At 73.1% G+C, this 24,327-nt stretch carries 17 protein-coding genes, 1 tRNA gene and 2 pseudogenes; 8 read left to right on the forward strand and 12 right to left on the reverse strand.

Annotated elements, in window-relative coordinates; translation table 11 throughout:
• Positions 1 to 343: 343 nt before the first annotated feature.
• Positions 344 to 3,037, forward strand: coding sequence for a phosphoenolpyruvate carboxylase (gene ppc / locus ACFY15_RS26365; protein ID WP_390688542.1), 2,694 nt, complete (start codon positions 344 to 346; stop codon positions 3,035 to 3,037).
• Positions 3,038 to 3,101: 64 nt separating this feature from the next.
• On the opposite strand, the gene pth is transcribed toward ppc, so the two are convergent.
• From pth to ACFY15_RS26395, 6 genes are all read right to left on the reverse strand, one after another.
• Positions 3,102 to 3,692: an aminoacyl-tRNA hydrolase gene (gene pth, locus ACFY15_RS26370; RefSeq protein ID WP_390688516.1), complete on the reverse strand. Its 591-nt coding sequence runs from the start codon at positions 3,690 to 3,692 to the stop codon at positions 3,102 to 3,104.
• Between the two features lie 99 nt (positions 3,693 to 3,791).
• Entirely contained in the window at positions 3,792 to 4,376 is a 585-nt protein-coding gene (locus ACFY15_RS26375; RefSeq protein WP_390688517.1) for a 50S ribosomal protein L25/general stress protein Ctc, read from the reverse strand.
• Between the two features lie 190 nt (positions 4,377 to 4,566).
• Positions 4,567 to 5,544 carry a ribose-phosphate diphosphokinase gene (locus ACFY15_RS26380; protein WP_042815924.1) on the reverse strand — a complete coding sequence of 326 codons (978 nt, stop codon included), beginning with the start codon at positions 5,542 to 5,544 and terminating at the stop codon, positions 4,567 to 4,569.
• A gap of 134 nt (positions 5,545 to 5,678) precedes the next feature.
• On the reverse strand, positions 5,679 to 7,127 hold the full coding sequence (gene glmU, locus ACFY15_RS26385) for a bifunctional UDP-N-acetylglucosamine diphosphorylase/glucosamine-1-phosphate N-acetyltransferase GlmU (protein ID WP_390688518.1): 1,449 nt from the start codon (positions 7,125 to 7,127) through the stop codon (positions 5,679 to 5,681).
• A gap of 122 nt (positions 7,128 to 7,249) precedes the next feature.
• A tRNA-Gln gene (locus ACFY15_RS26390) sits at positions 7,250 to 7,320 on the reverse strand.
• Between the two features lie 11 nt (positions 7,321 to 7,331).
• The gene (locus tag ACFY15_RS26395; RefSeq protein ID WP_390688519.1) at positions 7,332 to 8,237 is read right to left on the reverse strand and encodes a hypothetical protein; all 906 of its coding nucleotides are present in this window, start codon (positions 8,235 to 8,237) and stop codon (positions 7,332 to 7,334) included.
• A gap of 131 nt (positions 8,238 to 8,368) precedes the next feature.
• Between ACFY15_RS26395 and ACFY15_RS26400 the strand changes: the two genes are divergently transcribed.
• Positions 8,369 to 9,628, forward strand: coding sequence for a histidine kinase (locus tag ACFY15_RS26400; protein ID WP_390688520.1), 1,260 nt, complete (start codon positions 8,369 to 8,371; stop codon positions 9,626 to 9,628).
• A 16-nt stretch (positions 9,629 to 9,644) separates the two neighbouring features.
• On the opposite strand, the gene ACFY15_RS26405 is transcribed toward ACFY15_RS26400, so the two are convergent.
• The gene (locus ACFY15_RS26405; protein WP_390688521.1) at positions 9,645 to 10,196 is read right to left on the reverse strand and encodes an SUKH-3 domain-containing protein; all 552 of its coding nucleotides are present in this window, start codon (positions 10,194 to 10,196) and stop codon (positions 9,645 to 9,647) included.
• A 5-nt stretch (positions 10,197 to 10,201) separates the two neighbouring features.
• Positions 10,202 to 10,765, reverse strand: a complete 564-nt coding sequence (locus ACFY15_RS26410; RefSeq protein ID WP_390688522.1) for a YwqJ-related putative deaminase — start codon at positions 10,763 to 10,765, stop codon at positions 10,202 to 10,204.
• Between the two features lie 228 nt (positions 10,766 to 10,993).
• Between ACFY15_RS26410 and ACFY15_RS26415 the strand changes: the two genes are divergently transcribed.
• From ACFY15_RS26415 to ACFY15_RS26425, 3 genes are all read left to right on the forward strand, one after another.
• Positions 10,994 to 11,989, forward strand: a complete 996-nt coding sequence (locus ACFY15_RS26415) for an SMI1/KNR4 family protein (protein ID WP_390688523.1) — start codon at positions 10,994 to 10,996, stop codon at positions 11,987 to 11,989.
• 7 nt (positions 11,990 to 11,996) lie between these two features.
• A complete protein-coding gene (locus ACFY15_RS26420) occupies positions 11,997 to 14,792 on the forward strand; it encodes an SUKH-4 family immunity protein (protein ID WP_390826153.1) in 2,796 nt (931 codons plus the stop codon).
• Positions 14,793 to 14,933: 141 nt separating this feature from the next.
• Positions 14,934 to 15,821 carry a cellulose-binding protein gene (locus tag ACFY15_RS26425; RefSeq protein WP_390688525.1) on the forward strand — a complete coding sequence of 296 codons (888 nt, stop codon included), beginning with the start codon at positions 14,934 to 14,936 and terminating at the stop codon, positions 15,819 to 15,821.
• Between the two features lie 317 nt (positions 15,822 to 16,138).
• On the opposite strand, the gene ACFY15_RS26430 is transcribed toward ACFY15_RS26425, so the two are convergent.
• The gene (locus tag ACFY15_RS26430; protein ID WP_390826161.1) at positions 16,139 to 16,987 is read right to left on the reverse strand and encodes an alpha/beta fold hydrolase; all 849 of its coding nucleotides are present in this window, start codon (positions 16,985 to 16,987) and stop codon (positions 16,139 to 16,141) included.
• Between the two features lie 81 nt (positions 16,988 to 17,068).
• Between ACFY15_RS26430 and ACFY15_RS26435 the strand changes: the two genes are divergently transcribed.
• The gene (locus ACFY15_RS26435; RefSeq protein ID WP_390688527.1) at positions 17,069 to 17,629 is read left to right on the forward strand and encodes a CGNR zinc finger domain-containing protein; all 561 of its coding nucleotides are present in this window, start codon (positions 17,069 to 17,071) and stop codon (positions 17,627 to 17,629) included.
• A gap of 37 nt (positions 17,630 to 17,666) precedes the next feature.
• Here the strand turns inward: ACFY15_RS26435 and ACFY15_RS26440 are convergent, their stop codons facing one another.
• Together ACFY15_RS26440 and ACFY15_RS26445 are read right to left on the reverse strand one after the other, a co-directional pair.
• Positions 17,667 to 18,512 (reverse strand): hypothetical protein, encoded by an 846-nt coding sequence (locus ACFY15_RS26440; protein ID WP_390690413.1) that lies wholly within the window; start codon positions 18,510 to 18,512, stop codon positions 17,667 to 17,669.
• 74 nt (positions 18,513 to 18,586) lie between these two features.
• Positions 18,587 to 18,935, reverse strand: a pseudogene (locus ACFY15_RS26445) (MFS transporter); the annotation flags it as partial.
• 316 nt (positions 18,936 to 19,251) lie between these two features.
• Between ACFY15_RS26445 and ACFY15_RS26450 the strand changes: the two are divergent.
• Positions 19,252 to 20,028, forward strand: a complete 777-nt coding sequence (locus ACFY15_RS26450; protein ID WP_390690476.1) for an ABC transporter ATP-binding protein — start codon at positions 19,252 to 19,254, stop codon at positions 20,026 to 20,028.
• Positions 20,025 to 22,598, forward strand: coding sequence for an ABC transporter permease (locus ACFY15_RS26455; RefSeq protein ID WP_390690414.1), 2,574 nt, complete (start codon positions 20,025 to 20,027; stop codon positions 22,596 to 22,598). Before ACFY15_RS26450 ends, ACFY15_RS26455 begins: the two co-directional genes overlap by 4 nt.
• Positions 22,599 to 22,746: 148 nt before the next feature.
• On the opposite strand, the pseudogene ACFY15_RS26460 reads toward ACFY15_RS26455, so the two are convergent.
• Positions 22,747 to 24,229: pseudogene (locus tag ACFY15_RS26460) on the reverse strand (DUF2079 domain-containing protein).
• Positions 24,230 to 24,327 lie beyond the last annotated feature (98 nt).

Genomic DNA, 24,327 nt, shown 5'->3' on the forward strand with positions numbered 1-24,327 from the left:
CCCCGCCACCCCCTCGGACCACCCCACCTCCGCGCCGCCGCACCGCCGCACCGCCACCCCGCACCACGCCGCCCCGCCACACCCGGGCCCGCTCTGCCGGGGCACAGGGGCACTCCACCTATCCTGGTGTCGTCGGACAGCGCGGTCCGCACGGGCAGCCCGGGCTGCGCACCACCATCGGCACCGCCGGACGCGCACCCCCGGGAGCCCACAGCCCAGTAGCGCTCGAACACTGCAAGGAGCCGCACCTGTGAGCAGTGCTGACCAGGCCCCCCAGGCCCCCGTCACCCAGCCCGCCGCCCCGTCCGACCGCAAGGACGCCGCTCAGACGGCCAACGCGGAACTGCGCGCGGACATCCGCCGCCTCGGCGACCTCCTCGGCGAGACCCTCGTACGCCAGGAGGGCCAGGACCTCCTCGACCTCGTCGAACGCGTCCGCGCACTGACCCGCACCGACGGCGAGGCCGCCGCCGCACTGCTGGGCGACACCGACCTGGAGACCGCCGCCAAGCTCGTACGCGCCTTCTCCACCTACTTCCACCTCGCCAACATCACCGAGCAGGTCCACCGCGGCAAGGAACTGCGCGCCCACCGCGCCGCCGAGGGCGGGCTCCTCGCCCGCACCGCCGACATGCTCAAGGACGCCGACCCCGAGCACCTGCGCGAGACGGTCAAGAACCTCAACGTCCGCCCCGTCTTCACCGCACACCCCACCGAGGCCGCCCGCCGCAGCGTCCTCAACAAGCTCCGCCGCATCGCCGCCCTCCTCGAAGAGCCCGTCACCGGAGCCGGCGACCGCCGCCGCCACGACCTGCGCCTCGCCGAGAACATCGACCTCGTCTGGCAGACCGACGAACTGCGCGTCGTCCGCCCCGAACCCACCGACGAGGCCCGCAACGCCATCTACTACCTCGACGAGCTCCACGCCGACGCCGTCGGCGACGTCCTCGAGGACCTCGCCGCCGAACTCCGGCGCGTCGGCATCGAACTCCCCGCCGGCACCCGCCCCCTCACCTTCGGCACCTGGATCGGCGGCGACCGTGACGGCAACCCCAACGTCACCCCCGACGTCACCCGCGACGTGCTGATCCTCCAGCACGAGCACGGCATCACCGACGCCCTCGAACTCATCGACTTCCTGCGCGGACTGCTCTCCAACTCCATCCGCTACACCGGCGCCACCGAGGAACTCCTCACCTCCCTCCAGGCCGACCTCGAACGCCTCCCCGAGATCAGCCCCCGCTACAAGCGCCTCAACGCCGAAGAGCCCTACCGCCTCAAGGCGACCTGCATCCGCCAGAAGCTCCTCAACACCCGCGAGCGCCTCGCCAAGGGCACCCCCCACGAGGAAGGCCGCGACTACCTCGGCACCGCCGAGCTCCTCAGCGACCTCACCCTCATCCAGACCTCCCTGCGCGAACACCGCGGCGGCCTCTTCGCCGACGGCCGCATGGACCGCACCATCCGCACCCTGGCCGCCTTCGGCCTCCAGCTCGCCACCATGGACGTACGCGAGCACGCCGACGCCCACCACCACGCCCTCGGCCAGCTCTTCGACCGCCTCGGCGAAGAGTCCTGGCGCTACACCGACATGCCCCGCGACTACCGGCAGAAGCTCCTCGCCAAGGAACTCCGCTCCCGCCGCCCCCTCGCACCCACCCCCGCACCCCTCGACCCCGCCGGCCAGAAGACCCTCGGCGTCTTCTCCGCCATCAAGGATGCCTTCGAGAAGTTCGGCCCCGAGGTCATCGAGTCCTACATCATCTCGATGTGCCAGGGCGCCGACGACGTCTTCGCCGCCGCCGTCCTCGCCCGCGAAGCCGGCCTCCTCGACCTCCACGCCGGCTGGGCCAAGATCGGCATCGTGCCCCTCCTGGAGACCACCGACGAGCTCCGCGCCGCCGACGTCATCCTCGACGAGATGCTCGCCGACCCCTCCTACCGGCGCCTCGTCTCCCTGCGCGGCGACGTCCAGGAGGTCATGCTCGGCTACTCCGACTCCAGCAAGTTCGGCGGCATCACCACCAGCCAGTGGGAGATCCACCGCGCCCAGCGCCGCCTGCGCGACGTCGCCCACCGCCACGGCGTACGCCTGCGCCTCTTCCACGGCCGCGGCGGCACCGTCGGCCGCGGCGGCGGCCCCTCCCACGACGCGATCCTCGCCCAGCCCTGGGGCACCCTCGAAGGCGAGATCAAGGTCACCGAACAGGGCGAGGTCATCTCCGACAAGTACCTCGTCCCCTCCCTTGCCCGCGAGAACCTCGAACTGACCGTCGCGGCCACCCTCCAGGCCTCCGCCCTGCACACCGCGCCCCGCCAGTCCCCCGACGCCCTCACTCGCTGGGACGCGGCCATGGACATCGTCTCCGACGCCGCCCACGCCGCCTACCGCGAGCTCGTCGAAGACCCCGACCTGCCCGCCTACTTCTTCGCCGCCACCCCCGTCGACCAGCTCGCCGACCTCCACCTCGGCTCCCGGCCCTCCCGCCGCCCCGACTCCGGAGCCGGCCTCGACGGACTGCGCGCCATCCCCTGGGTCTTCGGCTGGACCCAGTCCCGCCAGATCGTCCCCGGCTGGTACGGCGTCGGCTCCGGCCTCAAGGCCCTGCGCGAAGCCGGCCAGGACGACGCCCTCGGCGAGATGGGCGAGAAGTGGCACTTCTTCCGCAACTTCCTCTCCAACGTCGAGATGACCCTCGCCAAGACCGACCTGCGCATCGCCCGCCACTACGTCGACACCCTCGTCCCCGACGAGCTCAAGCACGTCTTCGCCCGCATCGAGGCCGAACACGAGCTCACCGTCCGCGAGGTCCTGCGCATCACCGGCGGCGAGAAGCTCCTCGACTCCCAGCCCGTCCTCCAGCAGACCTTCGCCGTCCGCGACGCCTACCTGGACCCCATCTCCTACCTCCAGGTCTCCCTGCTGGCCCGCCAGCGCGCCGCCGCCTCCCGCGGCGAAACCCCCGACCCGCTGCTGGCCCGCGCCCTGCTCCTGACCGTCAACGGCGTCGCCGCCGGCCTGCGCAACACCGGCTGACCCCGCCCGCACACGACGGAGCCCCCCGCACCATCCGGCGCGGGGGGCTCCACCATGTACCGCCCTACGAGTTGTACGCGGACTGCGCCCGTTCCAGACCCTCCTGGACCAGGCACTCCACCGCATCCGCCGACCGGTCCACGAACCAGTCCAGCTCCTTGCGCTCCGTCGACGAGAAGTCCTTCAGCACGAAGTCCGCCACCTGCATCCGCCCCGGCGGCCGGCCGATACCGCACCGCACCCGGTGGTAGTCCGCACCCATCGCCTTCGTCATCGACTTCAGCCCGTTGTGGCCGTTGTCCCCGCCGCCCAGCTTCAGCCGCAGCGTCGCGTAGTCGATGTCCAGCTCGTCATGGACCGCCACGATCCGCTCCAGCGGCACCTTGTAGAAATCGCGCAGCGCCGCCACCGGACCGCCCGACAGGTTCATGAACGACATCGGCTTCGCGATCACCACCCGCCGGTTCGCCGGCCCCGGAGCACCGATCCGGCCCTCCAACACCTGCGCCCGCGCCTTGTGCGCCTTGAACCTGCCGCCGATCCGCTCGGCCAGCAGGTCGGCCACCATGAAGCCGATGTTGTGGCGGTTGCCGGCGTACTCCGCTCCCGGGTTCCCGAGGCCGACGATCAGCCAGGGTGCCGCGTCGTCCGACATCAAAAGCTCCTTAAGGCCTTGAACGAAGACGACCGCCGTCCCGCTCCAGTGGAGCCGGACGGCGGTCGGTCAGCAACTGCTGAGGGAGAAGGGCGAGGCTCAGGCCTCGGCGCCCTCGGCCGCCTCGGCGGCCGGCTCCTCGGCCTGCGGGGCGACGACCTGCAGGACGGCGGTCTCGCCGTCGATGGCCAGCGTGGTGCCGGCCGGCAGGACCAGGTCGGAGGCGTGCACGGTGGCACCGGCCTCCAGGCCCGCGATGGAGACGGTGACCTCGGTCGGGATGTGGGTGGCCTCGGCCTCGACGGAGACGGTGGCGAGGAGGGTCTCCAGCAGGTTGCCGCCGGCGGCCAGGTCGCCCTCGGTCACGACCGGAACCTCGACCGTGACCTTCTCGCCCTTCTGGACGATCAGGAAGTCGACGTGCAGGATGTTGCGCTTCAGCGGGTGACGCTGGACGGCCTTCGGGATGACCAGCTCGGTGCCGTCGCCCGCGATGTCCAGGGAGAGCAGCGCGTTCGGGGTCTTCAGGGCCATCATCAGGGCGTGGGCCTCGACACCGACGTGCTTGGGGGCCGTGCCGTGACCGTAGATGACACCCGGGGTCAGGGCGTCGCGGCGGGCCTGACGGGCCGAGCCCTTGCCGAAGGACTCACGGAGCTTCGCGGAAAGCTTGATCTCGGACATGTTCACTCCTCGTGGGGTGACGAAAACGGACAGAAGTCACCCGGCCGAAACGGCCTGCTACGAAGAGCGCGTCGATAACGGAGCACCCGTACCGGAAAACAGGTACGGCCTCCCTCGCCGAGCAACTCGTCGAGTGTACCCGGCGGGGGAGGCCGCGCCCAAAAGGATCTAGCGCAGGACCCTCAGGCCCCTACTGCTGCTCCTCGAACAGGCTCGTCACCGAACCGTCCTCGAACACCTCGCGCACCGCGCGGGCGATCATCGGGGCGATCGACAGGACCGTGATCTTGTCGAGCTCCAGGTCGGACGGGTCGGGCAGCGTGTTCGTGAACACGAACTCGCTGACCTTCGAGTTCTTCAGGCGGTCGGCCGCCGGACCCGACAGGATGCCGTGCGTCGCCGTCACGATGACGTCCTCCGCACCGTGCGCGAACAGCGCGTCGGCCGCGGCGCAGATCGTGCCACCCGTGTCGATCATGTCGTCGACCAGCACGCAGACGCGGCCCTTGACCTCACCGACGACCTCGTGGACCGTCACCTGGTTGGCGACGTCCTTGTCACGGCGCTTGTGCACGATCGCCAGCGGCGCGTCCAGGCGGTCGCACCAGCGGTCGGCCACCCGCACGCGGCCGGCGTCCGGGGAGACCACCGTCAGCTTCGTGCGGTCCACCTTGGCGCCCACGTAGTCCGCGAGGACGTTGAGGGCCGAGAGGTGGTCCACCGGGCCGTCGAAGAAGCCCTGGATCTGGTCCGTGTGCAGGTCGACCGTCAGGATCCGGTCCGCACCCGAGGTCTTCAGCAGATCCGCGACCAGACGCGCCGAGATCGGCTCGCGGCCCTTGTGCTTCTTGTCCTGGCGGGCGTACCCGTACGACGGGATGATCACCGTGATGGAACGAGCCGACGCGCGCTTCAGCGCGTCGATCATGATCAGCTGCTCCATGATCCACTTGTTGATCGGAGCCGTGTGGCTCTGGATCAGGAAGCAGTCCGCGCCACGCGCCGACTCCTGGAAGCGGACGTAGATCTCACCGTTCGCGAAGTCGAAAGCCTTGGTCGGCACCAGGCTGACCCCCAGTTGGTGCGCGACCTCCTCGGCCAGCTCGGGGTGGGCGCGGCCGGAGAAGAGCATCAGCTTCTTCTCGCCGGTCGTCTTGATCCCGGTCACAGCACTGTCTCCTCAGACGTGTGAAAAGCTGCTCGCCCCCGTGTACGTCCGTCCCGCACACGGTGAGCCAGCCGAATTGCGTGCACCTATCACGGTACGCCGTCCAGGGCGTACTCGTTTCCGGTCAGTTCACCTCAGTGCTGGCCGGAGTCCTTCTCGGTCGAGGACTGCGCCGCCGTCGCGGCAGCGCTGCCGGGCCGCTTGCGGGCCACCCAACCCTCGATATTCCGCTGCTGGCCGCGTGCCACGGCCAGCGCGCCCGCCGGGACGTCCTTCGTGATCACCGATCCGGCGGCCGTGTAGGCACCGTCCCCGATCGTGACCGGAGCCACAAACATGTTGTCCGAACCCGTCTTGCAATGTGAGCCGACGGTGGTGTGGTGCTTGTGCTCCCCGTCGTAGTTCACGAAGACGCTCGCGGCGCCGATGTTCGTGTACTCGCCGATCGTCGCGTCGCCGACGTACGACAGGTGCGGGACCTTCGTCCCCTCGCCGATCGTCGCGTTCTTCATCTCGACGTACGTACCGGCCTTCGCCTTCACCCCGAGGTTCGTCCCCGGACGCAGGTACGCGAACGGGCCGACCGCCGCCTGGTCGCCGACGACCGCCCCGTCCGCCACCGTGTTGTCCACGCGCGCCCCCGCACCCACGCGGGTGTCCTTCAGGCGGGTGTTCGGACCGACCTCGGCCCCCTCGCCGACGTGCGTGTCGCCCAGCAGCTGGGTACCGGGGTGGACGAGCGCGTCCTGCCCGAAGGTCACCGTCACGTCCACGAACACGCTGCCCGGGTCCACGACCGTCACGCCCGCGAGCATGGCCCGCTCCAGCAGACGCGCGTTCAGCAGGGCACGGGCCTCGGCCAGCTGCACCCGGTTGTTGATCCCGAGGATCTGGCGGTGGTCGCTGCCCACCGCCGCGCCGACGCGGTGGCCCGCCTCGCGCAGGATCCCCAGCACGTCGGTGAGGTACTCCTCGCCCTGGCTGTTGTCGGTGCTGACCTTGCCGAGCGCGTCGGCGAGCAGGGCGCCGTCGAAGGCGAAGACCCCGGAGTTGATCTCCCGGATCGCGCGCTGCGCGTCGGTGGCGTCCTTGTGCTCGACGATGGCCGTGACGGCGCCGGTGGCGGGGTCGCGGACGATGCGGCCGTAGCCGGTGGAGTCGGGGACCTCGGCGGTGAGGACGGTGACGGCGTTGCCGTCGGCCTCGTGGGTGGCCGCGAGGGCGCGCAGGGTCTCGCCGGTGAGCAGCGGGGTGTCGCCGCAGACGACGATGACGGTCCCGTCGACCGTGCCGCCGAGTTCTTCGAGGGCCATCCGGACGGCGTGGCCGGTGCCGTTCTGCTCGTGCTGGACGGCGGTGCGGACGCCGGCGTCGATGCCGGCGAGGTGCGCGGTCACCTGCTCGCGGGCGTGGCCCACGACGACCACGAGGTGGGTCGGGTCGAGCTCGCGGGAGGCGGCGACCACGTGACCGACGAGCGAGCGCCCGCAGATCTCGTGCAGGACCTTCGGAGTGGCCGACTTCATGCGGGTGCCCTCACCCGCTGCGAGTACGACGACGGCTGCCGGGCGGGTTGCGCTCACGGGTGTGCCCTTCGGCTTCGGGGGTGGACCCGTGAAGGATAGCGGGGGGTCACAGGTCGGAAACGAGGCCGGGTCCCGACCTTGAGGTCAGGACCCGAATCTGAGCGGCCGTGTGCTGTGAGCTCCCGGAGAAGGATTCGAACCCTCATTCAATGGACCAAAACCATTTGTCCTGCCCTTAGACGATCCGGGATAGTTCGCCCTTTATGTCCGATTTTGTTGATCGGATTCGGTTGCAGCCCCTACTATGCCGCACCACCAGCCTTCGATGCGACGGTACAGACCGGCGCTTTGCAGCACGCGGACCGCGAGGCAACCGTTGTAGCCGTCGCCTGAGTTCTTCCGTGTGGCCCTGGGGTTGTGCCGCTTCGGGGTGGCCTTGAGGAAGCGTGACGTGTCGACCCCCGTGAACTCGACCCAGAAGCGTTCCGCGCCGGCGACGTCGGCCGTCTCGTGGATCATGACGGAGAGCCGGAGCTGCTCCTCCGTGACGCCCAGGAGGCGCAGCCACGCGAGGTGCACGCCGATCATGTCGGGGTCGCTGTTCACGAAGGTCGCACGCTCACGGCGCTCGTACGGCTTGTCCTTGGCGCCCTCCGACCAGTACAGGGCCACGCCCACCAGGAACAGCTCCCGGTCCGAGAGTGCGCCGATCTGGGAGGCGGCCTCCTGCTTGACCCGGCGCCGCTCCTCGTTGCGCACGGCGAGGGTGCGCTCCCATCCGTGCCTGGCGATCGCCGAGGCCTCCTCCGGGGAGCGGTGCCGCTCCGGCTTCGGCAGGTCGCGGACCCAGAGGGAGATCGAGCTCTTCGAGCAGCCGAGCTCGACCTGGATCTGGTCGTAGGTCAGGCCCTGGAGGCGAAGTTCGCGGGCCCGGTCGCGGAGGCCGTCCTTCGCGTTGGGCCGCTTCGTCCATTCCGGTGGGGGCTCACCCTCCAGGAGCCGGTTGAGGATGTCGTTGTTGTGGACCCGCAGGCGGTCGCGGATCTGTCGGCGGCTGAGGCCCTCGCGCCGCAGGGCGATGGCCTGCTCCCGGAGGGATTCGAAGGTCGTGGCCCCGCTGCGGAGGCCGCCTGTGCCGTCGCCGGGGGGAGGTCGGGTTTCGCTCATGCCGCCACTGTCGTCCGGAATATGGGATTCAGGTCTCGGATCGCGGGCGATTCAGTCGTACGTGCGATTACCCCGCGTTCGCGGGAATTGCGGTCGCGCCTGTGCTGGGGGCGCTGCGTACGCTGGTCGGCATGACCAGTACGGGGGACGAGCGCGAAGGGGCCGGGCGGGACGGGCCCTGGTGGTGGGAGCGGCGGCGGGGGGCCGTGCTCGATGTGGGGCTGGGGGTGGTGTCCGCCGTCGAGTGCGCCTTCGAGGGGATTCCGTTCGCGCACGAGGCCGGGCTGCCGGTGTGGCTGGGGGTGCTGTTCGGGTTCCTGGTGGGGGCGGTGCTGGTGCTGCGGCGGCGGTGGCCGATCGCCGTGGTGCTGGTCGGGATCGCCGTCACGCCGGCGGCGATGGGGTTCCTGCTCGCGGTGGTGGGGCTGTACACGCTGGCCGCCTGTGAGGTGCCCCGGCGGATCACCGCCACGCTGGCCGCGATGTCGCTGGCCGGGACGTTCGTCGTCACCTACCTGAGGACCCGGGGGGACGTCGAGGGGGAGGGGGCGCTGGTCTTCGTGCTGTCCGCGTTCATGGCGGTGGCGCTGACCGTGCCGCCGGTCCTGCTCGGACTGTACGTGGGGGCGCGGCGGCGGCTGATGGAGAGCCTGCAGGAGCGGGCGGACTCGCTGGAGCGGGAGCTGTCGCTGCTGGCCGACCGGGCGGAGGAGCGGGCGGAGTGGGCGCGGCAGGAGGAGCGGACGCGGATCGCGCGGGAGATGCACGACGTGGTGGCGCACCGGGTGTCGTTGATGGTGGTGCACGCGGCGGCGTTGCAGGCGGTGGCCGGTAAGGATCCGGAGAAGGCGGTGCGCAACGCGGTGCTGGTGGGGGACATGGGGCGGCAGGCGTTGACGGAGCTGCGGGAGATGTTGGGGGTGCTGCGGGCGTCGGATAAGCCGGTCAGGGCGGTGGCTCCGGTGGCTGCGGCGGTGGCGCCGGTGCGGGTGGTGGAGGAGGGGCCTTCGCTGGCGGAGCTGGAGGTGCTGGTGGGGCAGTCGCGGGCGGCGGGGATGAGTGTGGAGATGGTGGTGCAGGGGGAGCGGGGTGTGTATCCGGGGGAGGTGGAGCAGACGGCGTACCGGGTGGTGCAGGAGGCGTTGACGAACTGCCACAAGCACGCTCCGGGGGCGCGGGTCGTCGTACGGCTGGCGCACCGGGAGGGGGAGGTGGCGATGCAGGTGGAGAACGGGCCGTGCGAGGGGGAGGCGCGGGGTGCCGATCTGCCCAGTGGGGGCAACGGGTTGGTGGGGATGCGGGAGCGGGTGCTGGGGCTGGGCGGGGTGTTCGTGTCGGGGCCGACGGACGGGGGCGGGTTCCGGGTGTCGGCGGTGCTGCCGTTCGGGTAGTCCCGCCCCCGGGGTGTCAGGGGGCGGCGGTGGTGAGCCGGGCGGGCTGGAGGCCGGTGAGGAGGAGGATGAGGGCCTCGTCGGGGCTCGCGCCGAGGTACCAGTCGCCGGTGTGGTCGACGAGGTAGGTGCGGTTCTCGCGGTCGATGGCGAGGTGGGCGCCGCCGGCGGTGTCGGAGCCGAGGGGGCAGAGCTGGGTGGAGAGGGCTCGTCCGAGGTCGGCGAAGGTGCGGGCGAGGTGGAGTCCGGTGAGCGGGTCGAGGCGTACCGGGGTGGGGGCTATCTGGCGGCCGGGGCCGGGGGCGGTGACGATGAGGCCGCCGAATTCGGCCCAGGCTTCGACGGCGGCCGGGAAGACGGTGTGGCGGTGGCCGGCGGGGGTGGTGTGGTCGCGGAGGGCGTCGGCCCAGTATTCGGCTTGTTTGATGTCCCAGCGGCCGGGTTCCCAGCCTGCTGTGCGCAGGGCGGCGTCGACGCCGACGGGGAAGCGGTTGGCGGAGGAGCGGCCGTAGGAGGCCGATGCGGCCGAGGGGGTGGCGGAGGCCGAAGAGGCTGAGGAGGCGGTCATGGTGGCTACTCGGGCTGGGTGAGGTCGACGGGGCGTACGCCGAAGTGGTTGAGGAGCGCGTCGCAGGAGCGGCAGGGGGGTGCGTAGCTGCCGTGGAGCGGGTCGCCGTCCTCGCGGATGCGGCGGGCGGTGATCTTGGAGTGCTTCAGGGCGCGGCGGGCTTCGCTCGCGGTGAGGGGTTTGCGGGAGGCGCGTCTGCTGCGGGCGCCTTCGACGGTGGTGAGGTGGCGGGAGAGGAGTATGGCTTCGGGGCAGCGGCCGGTGAAGCGCTCCCGCTGGCCGCTGGTGAGGGTGTCGAGGAAGTCCTGGACGAGGGGGTGCAGGACGGGTGGCTGGTCGCCCTTGCCGGCGGTGCCGGTGAGGGTTTCGCCGCGGACGGAGAGGGCGGCGGCGACGGTGGGCAGGATGCCGTCGCGGCGGAAGCGGAGTACGGGCGGCGTGTCGGGGCCTGCCGTGGTGCTCCAGCGCAGGCGCGGGTCGCCGGCGGGGCCGGGTTCGGTGTTCTGTCCGCGGTCCGGGCGGGGTGCCGTGTGGTGCGTGCCCGCGGTGTGTGTGGTCGCTGTCTGCATGGTGCCTCTTCCCTCCCGTGCGGCGGTGGTGGCCGCTGTGGCGCACGCCCCCGTGCTGCGGGGACAGCCTGTCAAATGTCCGCTGTCACGTGGAAGCGGGGTCGAATATTCGTATCAATTCGGATGTTCCCGCCCCGTGTGCCCCTGCCGGGGTCGGGGGCGGGTGAGGGTCTTGCCGGAGCACTTAGGCTGTGGTGAACCGTCCAGATCCAGCAGGGGGCCACCACCATGACGACAGGTCGGCTCGGGCAGCAGGCCGTGCCACCCAACGCCGCGTACTCGGGGCAGGTCGTGCATTTCCCGGACCCGGTCCGGGCCGCTCGGCATCCCCATGGTGTGCGGATGGACGGGGACGGTCATCCCGACTTCTCGCGGTACGCGCGTGCGGCCGTGGAGATCGCCGAGCCCCCGGAGGGTTTCGGCGCGGACGAGCTGCGGCTGACGGACTGCGTGTCCGCCAATGCGGCGATGCACGAGGCGGGCCATCCGCTGTGGGACACGGTCGGGCCGGTGGCGACGCCGCACGGCTGGACCTGGCACCACGTGGCGGGTTCGCGGCGGATGGAGCTGGTCCCGGTCGAGGTGAAGGCGCTGCTGCGGCACCACGCGGGTCTGGCGACGGCTCCGGTGGACCACGAGAAGCGTGGCGGGCGGCCGCTCCAGGAGGTCCGGCCGGTCCACCTGGGGCTGCCGAAGTCGCTGGTGTCGGTGTCGGAGTCGCAGGTGCAGGGCGTCGAGGAGGACCTCGGGTACCGGCTTCCGGAGGCGTACCGGTCGTTCCTCAAGGCGGCGGGCGGGTGCGCGCCGGTCGGCGCGGGGCTGTTCGTGGAGCTGGGGATGCTGGTGGACCAGCCGTTCTTCACGGTGCGTGAGGAGGCGGCGGTCAACGACCTCGTGTACATCAACAAGTGTCTGCGGGACCACCTGACGAAGGACTACCTGTGTGTGGCCTTCGTGCAGGGCGGGCTGCTCGCGGTGAAGGTGCGGGGCGAGGGGGTCGGTTCCGTCTGGTTCTCCCCGTACGACGACGCGCGCGACCGGGACGGCTGGTCGGTGCAGGAGCGCGTGGAGCGGCTGTTGCTGCCGTGCGGTGCCGATTTCGATGCCTTCCTGGAGCGTGTGGCGGGGAATCCGCCGGAGCTGGAGACGGTGGCCGGTCTGATGGTGGACGGCGGTTTCGCGCGTTCGGTTCCGGTGGCTGACACCGGCATGGGTGAGGGGTGAGCGCGTCGTGGTGACGTTCGCGCAGGCGCAGGAGCGCGCCGAGGAGTGGATCAACGGGGACATGCCCGGGTATCAGCACCGCGAGGTGCGGGTGCGGGAGTTCGGGCTGGGCTTCGTGGTGTGGGCGGAGGACCGGGCCGGGGGTCCGGTGTCGGGTGGCGGCCGTCAGCGGCTGGTCATCGCGCGGGACAGCGGTGAGGTGACGCTGTGGCCGGGACTGCCGGTGGGTGAGGTGATCCGGCGGTACGAGGAGGAGTACGGTGCGGCCGCGACAGCGGCCTCGGAGGCCTCGGTCCCGCCGCCGCGGATCGACTCGGAGCAGACGTCGTTCATGTTGAGTCCGCCGGAGTGGCTGCAGGAGGCCGCGGACCGGGCGGGGATCCCACCGGTGGTGGGTGCGGGGTCGGGGTCTTCGGGGTCGTCCGGGTCCGGGTCCGGGTCCGGGGCGGCCGGCTCTGCCGGTGCCGCCGGGTCTGCCGGTTCTGCTGGGTCTGCCGGTTCTGCTGGTTCCGCGGGTGCGGGTGTGCCGGACGCGGTGCCGGCCGGGTCCGGGTCGTGGGCCGGTACCGATGTGAACCCGGGGGCCGGTGACGGTTCCGTGCCGCTGCCCGCGACGGTGTTCGCCCCGGCGCTCTCGGGTTCCGACCTGGACGACGCGCCCGCTCCCTCCGGGGCGGGTGCCGAGGCCAAGACCACGCTGATGGCGGGGGGCAGCCAGCTGCCGAGGACCGCGATCGCTCCGGCACTGGCGCTCCAGGCGGAGGCCCCGGGCGTCGCCGGTGCGGCGGGCGGGGTGCCGCAGGGCGCAGGCCCGGTGTCGCCGGTGGCGGGTGTTCCGGCTGCGGGTCCCGGGGCGCCGGGTGCGCCCGGGGCTTCCGGGGTGCCTGGGGCTGCTGGGCCGGGTGGTCCCGGTGCTCCTGGTGTGTCGGGGGCTCCTGGGATGCCTTCGGCTCCCGGTATGCCTGGTGCTCCTAGTGCTCCCGGTATGCCTGGTGCTCCCGGTGCTCCTGGTGCTCCTGGTGCTCCTGCTGTGCCCGGTGCTCCTGGGGCGTCGATGCCGTCTGCCCCGCCTGTTCCGCCTGCCCCGCCTGCGCCTGCCGGGATGCCTTCGGCGCCTGGTGCGCCTGGTGCTCCCGGTGCGCCTGGGGGCGGGGCGTACGCCGCGACGATGCTGGCCGGTCCCGGTACGGTTCCGCCGCCCGGTCCTCCGGCGCCGCCCGGGCCGCCCGGTGCGCCGACGCCGCCTTCCGCGCCGCCGGCCGCTCCCGGTTCCGGTTCCCTCGGGGGCGGGCTCGACCACGCCGCCACGATGCTGGCCGGTCCCGCGGTCGTGCAGGCCCCCCACCCGCCCGGTCCGCCCAACCCGCCCGGCCCTCCGGCGCCTCCCGCGCCCCCCGGTGCGCCCGCCGCGCCCGCGCCTCCGGGGCCTCCCGGCGGTTCGCTCGGGGGCGGGCTGCAGCATGCCGCGACGATGCTGGCGGGTCCGGCCGTCGTCCAGCCGCCCGCACCTCCCGGGCCTCCTGGTGCGCCGACGGCCCCGCCGGCGCCCCCCGGTGCGCCCGGTGCGCCCGGTGGCTCCCTCGGCGGCGGGCTCGACCACGCCGCGACCATGCTGGCCGGTCCTGCCGTCGTGCAGCCGCCCGCTCCGCCGGGGCCGCCCGGTGCTCCTGGTGCGCCCGGGTCCCCTGGAGCTCCCGGCGGTTCCCTCGGGGGCGGGATGCAGCATGCCGCGACGATGCTGGCCGGTCCCGGTACCGTTCCGCCGCCCGGGCCGCCGTCCGCGCCGCCCGGCGGTCCGGCGGGGCAGCCGCCGGCCCCGTCCGGCGTGCCCACGGTCGGCCCCGGCTACCAGGCCGTGCTCCGCTACCGGGCGCCCGACGGCTCCGAGCAGCAGCTCATCCGCCGCTCGGCGCCCGGCACCCCGCACCCCGAGTGGCAGATCCTGTACGAGCTCCGCGCGATGAACGTGCCGCCGCAGCAGGTGCTGGAGCTGCACACCGAGCTGGCCTCCTGCGAGCTGCCCGGCGGTTACTGCGCCCGGATGATCCGGGAGACCTGGCCGCAGGTGCGGATCACGAGCGTGGCTCCGTACGGGACCGATCACGCGGGCCGTCAGCAGGGCATGCGGCACCTGCTCACCCATCAGGGTGAGCTGCACCAGGTGGCGGACGGCCCGGCGCGTCCGGCGCCGGTGCGGGCGCCGCTGCCGCAGGTCCCGCTCCAGCCGGCTATCCCGATGGACGCGATCGCGCAGGAGCTGGCGGGTGCCTTCGGGCCGCAGGGGATCTTCCGCTTCGACCAGCGGGCGGTATCGCGCCAGGGCGTGCCGGAGATCGTGGCGCAGACGCTGATGTGGGCCGGTCTGCCCGTCGATTTCGGGCCGTTCTTCTGGGCGCAGGCCGTGCCCGGGCAGCCGGTGCCGACGCTGGCCGAGCTGGCTGCGCAGCGGCAGGTGCAGCCGGCGTCGGACGCGGGCTCGTACCTGGTCATCGGCAGCGACTTCGGCAAGGCGCTGTGCGTGCAGTACGGGACGGCGCACATCGTCGCGGTGCCGGTGGAGGGCGGTCCCGGCGGGGCGCCCGTGCCGCCGCAGTTCGTGAACTCGAGCCTGCCGCAGTTCGCGCGGTCGCTGGCGATGCTGGGTCACATGTGGCGTCTGCGCCAGCATCTGACGCCGGAGCAGGCGGGGCGGTGGACCGTCGACTTCCAGGCGAACCTGGCGGGGCTCGACAGTGCGGCGCTGGCGTCGCCGGAGAGCTGGTGGTCGGTGCTGCTGGAGCAGATGTGGGACGGACTGCTCTGAGCGGTCCGCTGATCGGATGAATGGCCGGGCCGGGACCCCTCCGAAGGGGGTCCCGGCCCGGCCATTCAGGCTTCTGGCCTCAAATGACGCATCCTTGACGGGAATCCCCGCGAGAGAGGCGCTTCCAGGATGAGTGCACCGATGTCACCTCACGGTCCCCAGGGTTTCTCGACCGTGCGCGGCGGCCGCGGCTACCGGCCGGAGGACGTCGACCGGTACGTCGCCCGGCTGGCCGGCAGCCGGGACGAGGCCTGGGAACGGGTGGCGCGGCTGACCGTCCTGGCGCGGCAGATGGAGCAGGAGGCGGAGCGGCTGCGCGCTGCGGTGGCGGCGCTGGCGCCGCAGACGTACGACGAGCTGAGCGAGCGCGCCCGGCGGATCCTGTCGCTGGCCGAGGAGGAGTCGGAGATCCTGCGGGCCGACGCGCGGGCGGACGCGGTGGAGGCGGCGGCCGCGGCGGAGGCGCACGCGGACCGGGTGGCGGAGCTGGCGCGGCACGACGCGGAGGCGGTGCGCGAGCAGACCGAGGTGCGGGCGCGGCAGGGGCTGTTGCAGGCGCAGCGGGAGGCGGACGCTCTGCGGGCGAAGGCGCGCGAGGAGGCCGCGGAGTGGCGGGCCGACGCGCAGGCCGTGCTGGCGGACGCGCGGCGGCGGGCGCAGGCGCTGCTCGCGGAGCAGGAGCAGGAGCAGGTGGAGCGGCGGGACGCGGCCGAGCGGGAGGCTGCGGCGCGGGCGGCGGAGCAGGAGGCGCGGCACGCGGAGATGGAGCGGCACGGGCAGGCGCGGCTGGCGGAGGCGCGGCGGGGGTTCGCCGAGGCGGAGGAGTCGGCGCGGCACGGCCAGGAGGACGCGGAGGCGCGGGCGGCGGAGCTGGTGGCGCAGGCGCGGGTGCGGCAGGAGCGGGTGGGGCGGGAGACGGAGCGGATCCTGCGGGAGCACGAGGAGGCGCAGGAGGAGATGCGGGCCCACATGAACCACGTCCGCTCCAGCCTGGCGGCCCTTACGGGGCGGGCACCGGCGGAGGGGTAGGCGGCGGGGCCGCAGCCCCTGCCCTGCCGGGGCGTTTCCCGGGTCGAGGGTGGGCCGGGGGCTGCCGGGCTGGGCGGTGTGCGGGTGTGCGGGTGGGCGGGTGTGCGGGGTCGGGGGTGGCCGGGGGCAGCAGGTCCAGCAGCCTCGCCGGCGTGTGAGGCGCTGGGGGTCTGGGGGCCGGCCCCCAGGGCGCGGTCCGCAGGCGTGCGGTCTGCGGTGGGCCGGGGTCCGGGCGCAGCCCGGGGAGCGGTGGAAGGGCGGGGCGAGGGAGTGGCTCCGCGCAGCGGGTCGCGCCGCAGCCCCGGCCGGGGGGACGGTCAGAGGCGGGTCAGGAACGAGTCGATCAGCGGGGCGATCTCGTCGAGGTGGGTCTCCAGCGCGAAGTGCCCGGCGCCTTCGAAGACGTGGACGTCGGCGCCCGGCGCGTCCCGCAGGTACGCCTTGGCCCCCGCGGGGGTGAAGAAGGGGTCCCCCGCGCCCCAGACGACGAGCACCGGTACCGCCGAGTCGCGGATCCAGGTCTGCCAGGCCGGGTAGTGGGTGAGGTTCGAGGCGTAGTCGAAGGCGAGGTCGGCCTGGGCGTCGGTGCGGCCGGGCAGGCCGAGGTAGTGGACGTCGAGGGTCCAGTTGTCGGGGGAGATCAGGGCGGGGTCCGCTACCCCGGTCTCGTACTGGAAGCGGGTGCCTTCCAGGGTGAACAGCCGCCGCACCCGTTCCTCGTTGCCCGGCACCTCCCGCCGCAGTCCGGCGAACTCGCGGGCTTCGTCGGAGAGTCCTTCGTCGTAGGTGTTGCCGTTCTGGACGACGAGGCCGGTGATGCGTCCGGGGCGGCGGGTGGCGAGCCGCAGGCCGACGGGGGCGCCGAAGTCGAAGAGGTACAGCGCGAACCGGTCCAGGGCGAGGGCGTCGGTGAAGCCCTCGACGATGTCGGCGAGGCGGTCGAAGGTGTAGGTGAACCCGGGCGGGGTGTCGGTGCGGCCGAAGCCGGGGTAGTCGGGGGCGATCAGCCGGTACGGGGTGGCGCGGAGGGCGTCCATCAGGCGGGTGAACTGGTGCGAGGCGGTGGGGAAGCCGTGCAGGAGCAGCAGGACGGGGCCGTCGGCGGGGCCGCTTTCGCGGTAGGCCACGGTCACGCCGGCGACGTCGACGGTGCGGTGCGCGATCATCACATGCCTCCAGGTCGTCAAGTGGCATTAGTCTCGGGCAGGGATCTCTAATGCGTCAAGGGTGCTTGTTAGCATTAGCGGGTGACGTTCTTTCCACTGACCGGTGAGCCACTCGCGCTCGATCTGCTGAACACCCGGCCGGCCGACGCCGGCGACCTCATCGCCGACCGGGCCGGTCTCGCCGCCTGGCTGGCGGTGGAGGGCGAGCGGCTGAGCCGTGTCGCCGAGGTGGGGGAGGCCGAGGTGGCCGCCGTGCACGCCGTGCGGGAGGCCGCCGGGCCGCTGCTGGAGGCGGCCCGGCGCGGTGAGCGGCCTCCGGCCGGGCCGCTGGACGCGCTGAATGGGATCCTCGCCGCCGCCCCCGCGCACCGGGAGCTCTACTGGTCGGCCCTGACCGGGCCGATGGCCTCCCCGCACCGCGAGGCCGCCCCGGCGGCGCGGCTGGCCGCCGAGCTGGCGGAGGCGGTGGTGGACCTGCTGACGGACCCGCGGGTGGCGTCGGTGCGCGCCTGCGAGGCGGAGGACTGCGTGATGCTGTTCCTGCCGGCGCACCCGCGGCGGCGCTGGTGCGTGGCGTCGGCCTGCGGGAACCGGGCGCGGGTGGCCCGCTACTACGCCCGGCACAAGGGGGAGCCGTCCTGACGGACCGCGCCCGGCGGGACGGCCCGCCCCGGCTCGGCTAGCCCGCCGGCCGGGCGGCGGCCGGTGCGGGGGCGGTGCCGTAGTGGTAGGGGTCGCTGCGCAGGCCGCGGGAGGTGACCACCAGGGTGAACGGGGGCTTGGCGTCCGGCGGGAGGGGGGCCGTGAGGGTGCCCGTCGCCGGGTCGTGGACGGTCGTGAGCGGGGTGTCGTCCAGCGTGAGGCGGGGGTCGGTGAAGCCGCCGCCCTCGACCGTGAGTGTGCCGTCCGGGGTGACGGCGGCGTGGGTGATCACCGGGTTGCCGCGGGTGGCCATCTTGTTCACCAGGTACGCGCCCGCCGGGGCGCCGGTCAGGGCCCAGATCTCGGAGGGGAGGTCGGGCAGGCCGCCTCCCACGTCGGAGAGGAAGAAGAGGACGACGTAGAGCATCGTGACCGCGCTCAGGGCCACGTACTGGAGGTCCATGAGGTCGGTCCGGCCGCTGTCGTTGGCGATCAGCTCCCGCAGCGGCCGGCGTCCGGTGGCGGTGGGCTTGGGCGCCGGCTTGGCCAGGGTGCCGTTCTCCACCCGGATCCCGACGACCGTCTTCGCCGCGATCAGCGCGATGTACGGGCCGCCGAGCAGCGGGAGGTAGACCGAGGTCAGGGAGGCGAGCGGGCCGTGCTCGCCGCGGAACCAGGCGACCCCGCCGCCCGCCGTCAGCCCGTAGCCGAGGATGGCGAGCAGCAGCCAGACCAGGATCACGGTCCAGGCCAGGGCCAGGGTGGTCGAGGTGGAGAGCCGGCCGTCGCGTCCGGTGACGAAGTCCGGCCTGCGGTACAGGCGCAGTGCGACGGGTCCGGCCAGGGCGGCCAGTAACGCCAGTGCGAAGAGTGCGGATGCCATGTGGTCCCCCCGGATGCGGTCCTGGGGAGAGCCTCACCCAACCAGGCCGGGCATGACAAGTTGTCAAGCGGTTGTCATTCGTGTTCCGGCAGGACCGGGAACCTCCGGGGCGCCACCAGCAGCAGGATCAGCAGCGCGGCCACCCCGGCGGCCGTCGCGCCGAGGAAGATGTGGTCCACCGCGGCCGCCACCGCCCCCCAGGTGCTCCGACGCGGCCCGCGGGAGGCCGCCCGGCTCGGCCAGGGCCCGCGACACGTCGTCCAGCCGGTGGGGCAGCCCCGGCAGCGGCTCCCGCGCCGGCCGGGCGGCGCCGGTCGCGTTGGCCACCGCCCCCGTCGGCGCGGCGCCCACGGCCTGGCCGACGGTGCGGCAGAACAGCACGGACGCCGTCGTGGTGCCGCGCTCGGCCCAGCCTGCCGTGGACGTCTCACGCGGGGCGCGCCGGGCGGTGCCCCCTACGTCCGGTCCGTCGAACGGCGGACGTCCCCTAGGGGTCCCTCAGCATGTGGACCCAGGGGACTTTCGTCCCGGCGGAGGAGGCCGAAGGCCCGTCCGTGTCCTTGACTGGTTCACATGGGCGGGGCCGCGGGGGCGGGGTGGGGTTAACCCCCCGGCGGATACGGCGACGGGCACCAGGGCGCCTGACACCCCCCGTTCAGCAGACTTCACGACGGCGACGCACGTACGCGGTACGCACGCAGTACGCACACCAACAGGGGAGAACACCGTGACAACGGCGATGACCGAGACCAGGCACGGAAGCGGCGGGGGGCACGGCTCCGCGGCCGCCCGGGCGCGCCAGGTCGTCAAGGCGTACGGTTCCGGCGAGACCCGCGTCGTCGCCCTCGACCACGTGGACGTGGACATCCACCGCGGCCAGTTCACCGCGATCATGGGCCCGTCCGGCTCCGGCAAGTCCACGCTCATGCACTGCCTGGCCGGCCTGGACACGGTGACCAGCGGGCAGATCCACCTCGAGGACACCGAGATCACCGGCCTCAAGGACAAGAAGCTGACGCAGCTGCGCCGCGACAGGATCGGCTTCATCTTCCAGGCGTTCAACCTCCTCCCGACGCTGAACGCCCTGGAGAACATCACCCTCCCGATGGACATCGCCGGCCGCAAGGCGGACCCGCAGTGGCTGGACCGGGTCGTGCAGACCGTCGGTCTCGCCGGGCGCCTCAAGCACCGCCCGACGGAGCTGTCCGGCGGCCAGCAGCAGCGCGTGGCCGTGGCCCGCGCCCTCGCCGCCCGCCCGGCGATCATCTTCGGCGACGAGCCCACCGGGAACCTGGACTCGCGGGCCGGCGCCGAGGTGCTCGGCTTCCTGCGCCAGTCGGTGGACGAGCTCGCCCAGACGATCGTGATGGTCACCCACGACCCGGTCGCCGCCTCCTACGCGGACCGCGTCGTCTTCCTGGCCGACGGCCGCATCGTCGACGAGATGTACGGGCCCACCGCCGACCAGGTCCTGGACCGGATGAAGGACTTCGACGCGCGCGGGCGGACCTCGTGACCGTCATGAAGACCGCGCGGCGCAACTTCTTCGCGCACAAGGGCCGGATGGCGCTGTCCGCCATCGCCGTGCTGCTCTCGGTCGCCTTCGTCTGCGGGACCCTGGTGTTCACCGACACCATGAACACCACCTTCGACAAGCTGTTCGCCGTCACCAGCTCCGACGTCACCGTCAGCCCGAAGGAGCCCGCCGACGCCGAGGGCGACCCCGGCCGCGGCCGCCCGCAGGTGCTGCCGGGCTCGGCCCTGGAGAAGGTGCGCGGCGCCCAGGGCGTCAAGTCCGCCGAGGGCGGCGTCCTCTCGACGGCCGTCACGGTGGTGAACTCCAAGAACGAGAACATGGGGTCGACCACCGGGGCCCCGACCATCGCCGGCAACTGGACCGACGGCGAGCTCAAGTCCATGAAGATCACCTCCGGCCGGGCCCCGCGCGGTCCGGCCGAGATGATGGTCGACGCCGACACCGCCGGCAAGCACCACCTCAAGCTCGGCGACGAGCTGCGCACCATCGCCATCACCGGCGACGTCCGGGCGAGGATCACAGGTATCGCCTCCTTCACCGTCACCAACCCGGGTGCGGCCGTCGTCTACTTCGACACCGCCACCGCCCAGGAGAAGCTGCTCGGCGAGCCCGGCACCTTCACCCACGTCAGCGTCACCGCCAAGGACGGCGTCAGCGACGAGCAGCTGAAGAGGAACGTGGCCGCCGCCGTCGGCGCGGACACCTACAAGCTGCAGACCGCCAAGGAGTCCACGGCCGCCAACAAGAAGGACATGGGCTTCCTCGACGTCATGAAGTACGTGATGCTCGGGTTCGCCGGCATCGCCTTCCTCGTCGGCATCTTCCTGATCTTCAACACCTTCTCGATGCTGGTCGCCCAGCGCACCCGTGAGATCGGCCTGATGCGGGCCATCGGCTCCGACCGGGGCCAGATCAACCGCTCGGTGCTGCTGGAGGCCCTGCTGCTCGGCGTCGTCGGCTCCGCCGCCGGTGTCGCGGCGGGCGTCGGCCTGGCCGTCGGCCTGATGAAGCTTATGGGCCAGATGGGCATGCACCTGTCCACCGGCGACCTGACCGTCCGCTGGACCACCCCGGTCGTCGGCCTGGTCCTGGGCACCGTCGTCACCGTCGTCGCCGCCTACATCCCGGCCCGCCGGGCCGGCAAGGTCTCCCCGATGGCCGCCCTGCGCGACGCCGGCACCCCCGGCGACCGCAAGGCCGGCGCGGTCCGCGCCGTCCTCGGCCTCGTCCTCACCGGCATCGGCGGCGCGGCCCTGTTCCTCGCCGCGGCCTCCGCCAAGGCCTCCGCCGGCTCGCTGTGGCTGGCCGTCGGCGTCCTGTTCAGCCTGATCGGCTTCATCGTGATCGGCCCGCTGCTGGCGGGCGTCGTGGTCCGGGTGCTCGCCGCGCCCGTCCTGCGGCCCTTCGGCTCCGTCGGCCGCCTCGCCGAGCGCAACGCCCTGCGCAACCCGCGCCGTACGGGCGCCACCGCCGCCGCGCTGATGATCGGCCTGGCGCTGGTCGCCTGCCTGTCGGTCGTCGGGTCCTCGATGGTGGCCTCCGCCACCGACGAGCTCGACCGCACCGTCGGCGCGGACTACATCGTCACCTCCCAGGGCGGCCAGCCGCTGATGCCGCAGGCCGAGCAGGCCATGCGCGGGGTCAAGGGCCTCGACCACGTCACCGCCTACCGCGAGGTCGGGGCGAGGATCACCGCCCCGGACGGCACCTCCGCCCAGGACCGGCTCAGCGCCACCGACCCGTCCTACGCCCAGGACGTCCGCCGCAAGACGGTCGCCGGGCAGCACAAGGACGCGTACGCCCCCGGCTCGATGGCGGTCGGCTCGGAGTACGCCGCAAAGCACCACGTGAAGGTCGGCGACGAGCTGGGCGTGGCCTTCGACGGCGGCAAGACCGTCAGGCTGAAGGTCGCCGCGATCACCTCGGACGAGGGCAACCTCGACAAGGGCGTGAAGTACGTCAGCACCGCCACCGCCGAGGCCAACCTGCCCGCCGACCGGCTGCCGCGCCCGTTCATGCTGCTGGCCAAGGCCGAGAAGGGGCAGGCCGACAGCGCCTACACGGCGCTCAAGGCGGCCATGGCCGAGTACCCGCAGTACAAGGTGCTCAACCAGACCGACTACAAGAAGGACCTCAAGGACCAGGTCGGGCAGCTGCTCAACATGGTCTACGGCCTCCTCGCCCTGGCGATCATCGTCGCGGTGCTGGGCGTCGTGAACACCCTGGCCCTCTCGGTGGTCGAGCGGACCCGCGAGATCGGCCTGATGCGCGCCATCGGCCTCTCGCGCCGCCAGCTGCGCCGGATGATCCGCCTGGAGTCGGTGGTCATCGCCCTCTTCGGCGCCCTGCTGGGCCTGGGGCTGGGCATGGGCTGGGGCGCCACGGCGCAGCGGCTCCTCGCCCTCCAGGGCCTGAAGGTGCTGGAGATCCCCTGGCCGACGATCATCGCGGTGTTCGCCGGCTCGGCCCTGGTGGGCCTGTTCGCCGCACTCGTCCCGGCGTTCCGGGCGGGGCGGATGAACGTTCTGAACGCGATCGCCAGCGAGTAGCCGCCGGCGGTCGTACGGGGGAAAGAGCGGGGATCCCCACGGGGGAGGTACGGGGATCCCGCGGGGGAGCACGGGGGAACGCGCCGGCCCCGGACCGTCCGAGAGGGCGGTCCAGGGCCGGCGCATCGCGCGTGGGGCCCGGCGGCCGCTACAGCTGCCGCTCCAGCAGGACCACCCCGCCCGCCTCGCCCGCCGGGACGAACCGCGACCCCGGGTGCAGCCGCCCCGCGTAGGCGAGGGGGTCCCCGGCCCAGCCGGAGGAGTTGTCGAAGACCAGGTAGGCCGGGCGCACCCCCGCGTGCCACCGAGCCAGAACACCCGGCAGCGCGACGCCAGCCGGGTCAGCGCGGGGTAGTCGGCCTCCACTGCCACCCCGTCCGGGATCCGTGCCAGTAGCCGCTCGACCGCGGTGACCCGCGCGGGCTTCGTGTACGTGGCCCGCTCCCCGAGCCGGGCCAGGGCCAGCGGCAGGCCGGTGGCGCTCAGCGCGAGCGCGGCGGCGAGCAGGGCGCCCGGCAGCTGGTGGGCGTACGCGCGCACCCACGGCCGGGGGCTGCGCCGGGCGCCGTCGAGGGAGTTGGCCAGCGCCAGCGCGGCGACCGGCATCAGGACGGCGCTGTAGTGTCAGTCGGCGGACCAGTAGTGCGGGTCCGCCGACGCGAACCGCCAGCCCAGCGTCGGCGGCCACCCACAGCAGCGGCGAGCGCAGCGCCAGCAGCCCGGTGGTGGGGACCAGCACCCAGGCCAGGGTGGTGAGCTTGGTGCCGAGGCCGTGCAGGGAGCCGCCGGGCCCGCCGACCTTCTCCCAGTAGGCGTACCCGTCGGGGGCGAAGGCGGGGACCGCCACCGTGAACACCAGTGCGGCGGCCGCCACCGCTGCCACGGCCACGGCCACGGCGACGGCGAGCCGCGCCGCCCGCCGGTCGGTGGGCCGGGCCCGCCAGGCGACGACCAGCGCCAGGGCGGCGAGGGTGATCCCGAGGTCCTCCTTGACCAGCAGCAGCGGCATCCCCCAGGCCAGGGCGGCCCGCCCACCGCCGCGCCAGCAGCGCCTCCAGGGCGAAGGCGAGCAGGGGCACCGCGCAGCAGATCTCGTGGAAGTCGAAGTCGACGGCCCGCTGGATCCCCCACGACAGCCCGTACACCGCCCCGAGCGCGAGCCACCGGGCCGGCCCGAGCAGCCGTACCGAGGCCCAGGTGACGGGCAGGGCCGACAGCGCGAACAGCGCCGCCTGCACCACCAGCAGGGTGACCGGGCCGGGAAAGAGCCGGTAGAGCGGGGCGATCAGCGCGATGACGGGGCTGAAGTGGTCGCCGAGGACGTTGGCGCCCGGCCCCTTCAGGTCCACGACCGGCGCCTGGAGGTGGGCGTGGGCCCGGACGGCCTGCTCGAAGATGCCCAGGTCCCAGGAGTTCTCCTCCATCCGCCGGTGGCGGGTCACGGAGAGTACGGCGTACGCGCAGAACAGCGCGGCGGCCAGCGCGTGCGGCGCCCGCGACCGGACCCGTGCGGCGGCCCGGGCCCGCCGGCCCGCGCTCCCCTCCACGAGGGCCGGCGCCACCGCCTCCGCCACGGCCGCCGTGGCGGTGTTCGCGGCGGCGCCGTCGGGCGGGCTTGCGGGTATGGGCATCGGGACAGACTGCCACCCGGTGCGGCAGCACAGCCTCCGCCCCTTGCCCCCGGCGGGGCCCGCGCCCCCCGCGCGCCCGGTGGGAGATCCGCGGCCGA

It is taken from the genome of Streptomyces sp. NPDC001373, from assembly GCF_042895815.1.
GTDB lineage: Bacteria > Actinomycetota > Actinomycetes > Streptomycetales > Streptomycetaceae > Streptomyces.

Excerpts from the sequence above, each read along its gene's own strand:
- ACFY15_RS26400 (WP_390688520.1), top strand. The coding sequence starts at position 8,369 with ATGACCAGTACGGGGGACGAGCGCGAAGGGGCCGGGCGGGACGGGCCC.
- ACFY15_RS26375 (WP_390688517.1), bottom strand. The coding sequence starts at position 4,376 with ATGTCCGAGATCAAGCTTTCCGCGAAGCTCCGTGAGTCCTTCGGCAAG.
- ACFY15_RS26415 (WP_390688523.1), top strand. The coding sequence starts at position 10,994 with ATGACGACAGGTCGGCTCGGGCAGCAGGCCGTGCCACCCAACGCCGCG.
- pth (WP_390688516.1), bottom strand. The coding sequence starts at position 3,692 with ATGTCGGACGACGCGGCACCCTGGCTGATCGTCGGCCTCGGGAACCCG.
- ACFY15_RS26410 (WP_390688522.1), bottom strand. The coding sequence starts at position 10,765 with ATGCAGACAGCGACCACACACACCGCGGGCACGCACCACACGGCACCC.
- ACFY15_RS26405 (WP_390688521.1), bottom strand. The coding sequence starts at position 10,196 with ATGACCGCCTCCTCAGCCTCTTCGGCCTCCGCCACCCCCTCGGCCGCA.
- ACFY15_RS26395 (WP_390688519.1), bottom strand. The coding sequence starts at position 8,237 with ATGAGCGAAACCCGACCTCCCCCCGGCGACGGCACAGGCGGCCTCCGC.
- ACFY15_RS26425 (WP_390688525.1), top strand. The coding sequence starts at position 14,934 with ATGTCACCTCACGGTCCCCAGGGTTTCTCGACCGTGCGCGGCGGCCGC.
- ACFY15_RS26430 (WP_390826161.1), bottom strand. The coding sequence starts at position 16,987 with ATGATCGCGCACCGCACCGTCGACGTCGCCGGCGTGACCGTGGCCTAC.
- ACFY15_RS26450 (WP_390690476.1), top strand. The coding sequence starts at position 19,252 with ATGACCGAGACCAGGCACGGAAGCGGCGGGGGGCACGGCTCCGCGGCC.
- ACFY15_RS26440 (WP_390690413.1), bottom strand. The coding sequence starts at position 18,512 with ATGGCATCCGCACTCTTCGCACTGGCGTTACTGGCCGCCCTGGCCGGA.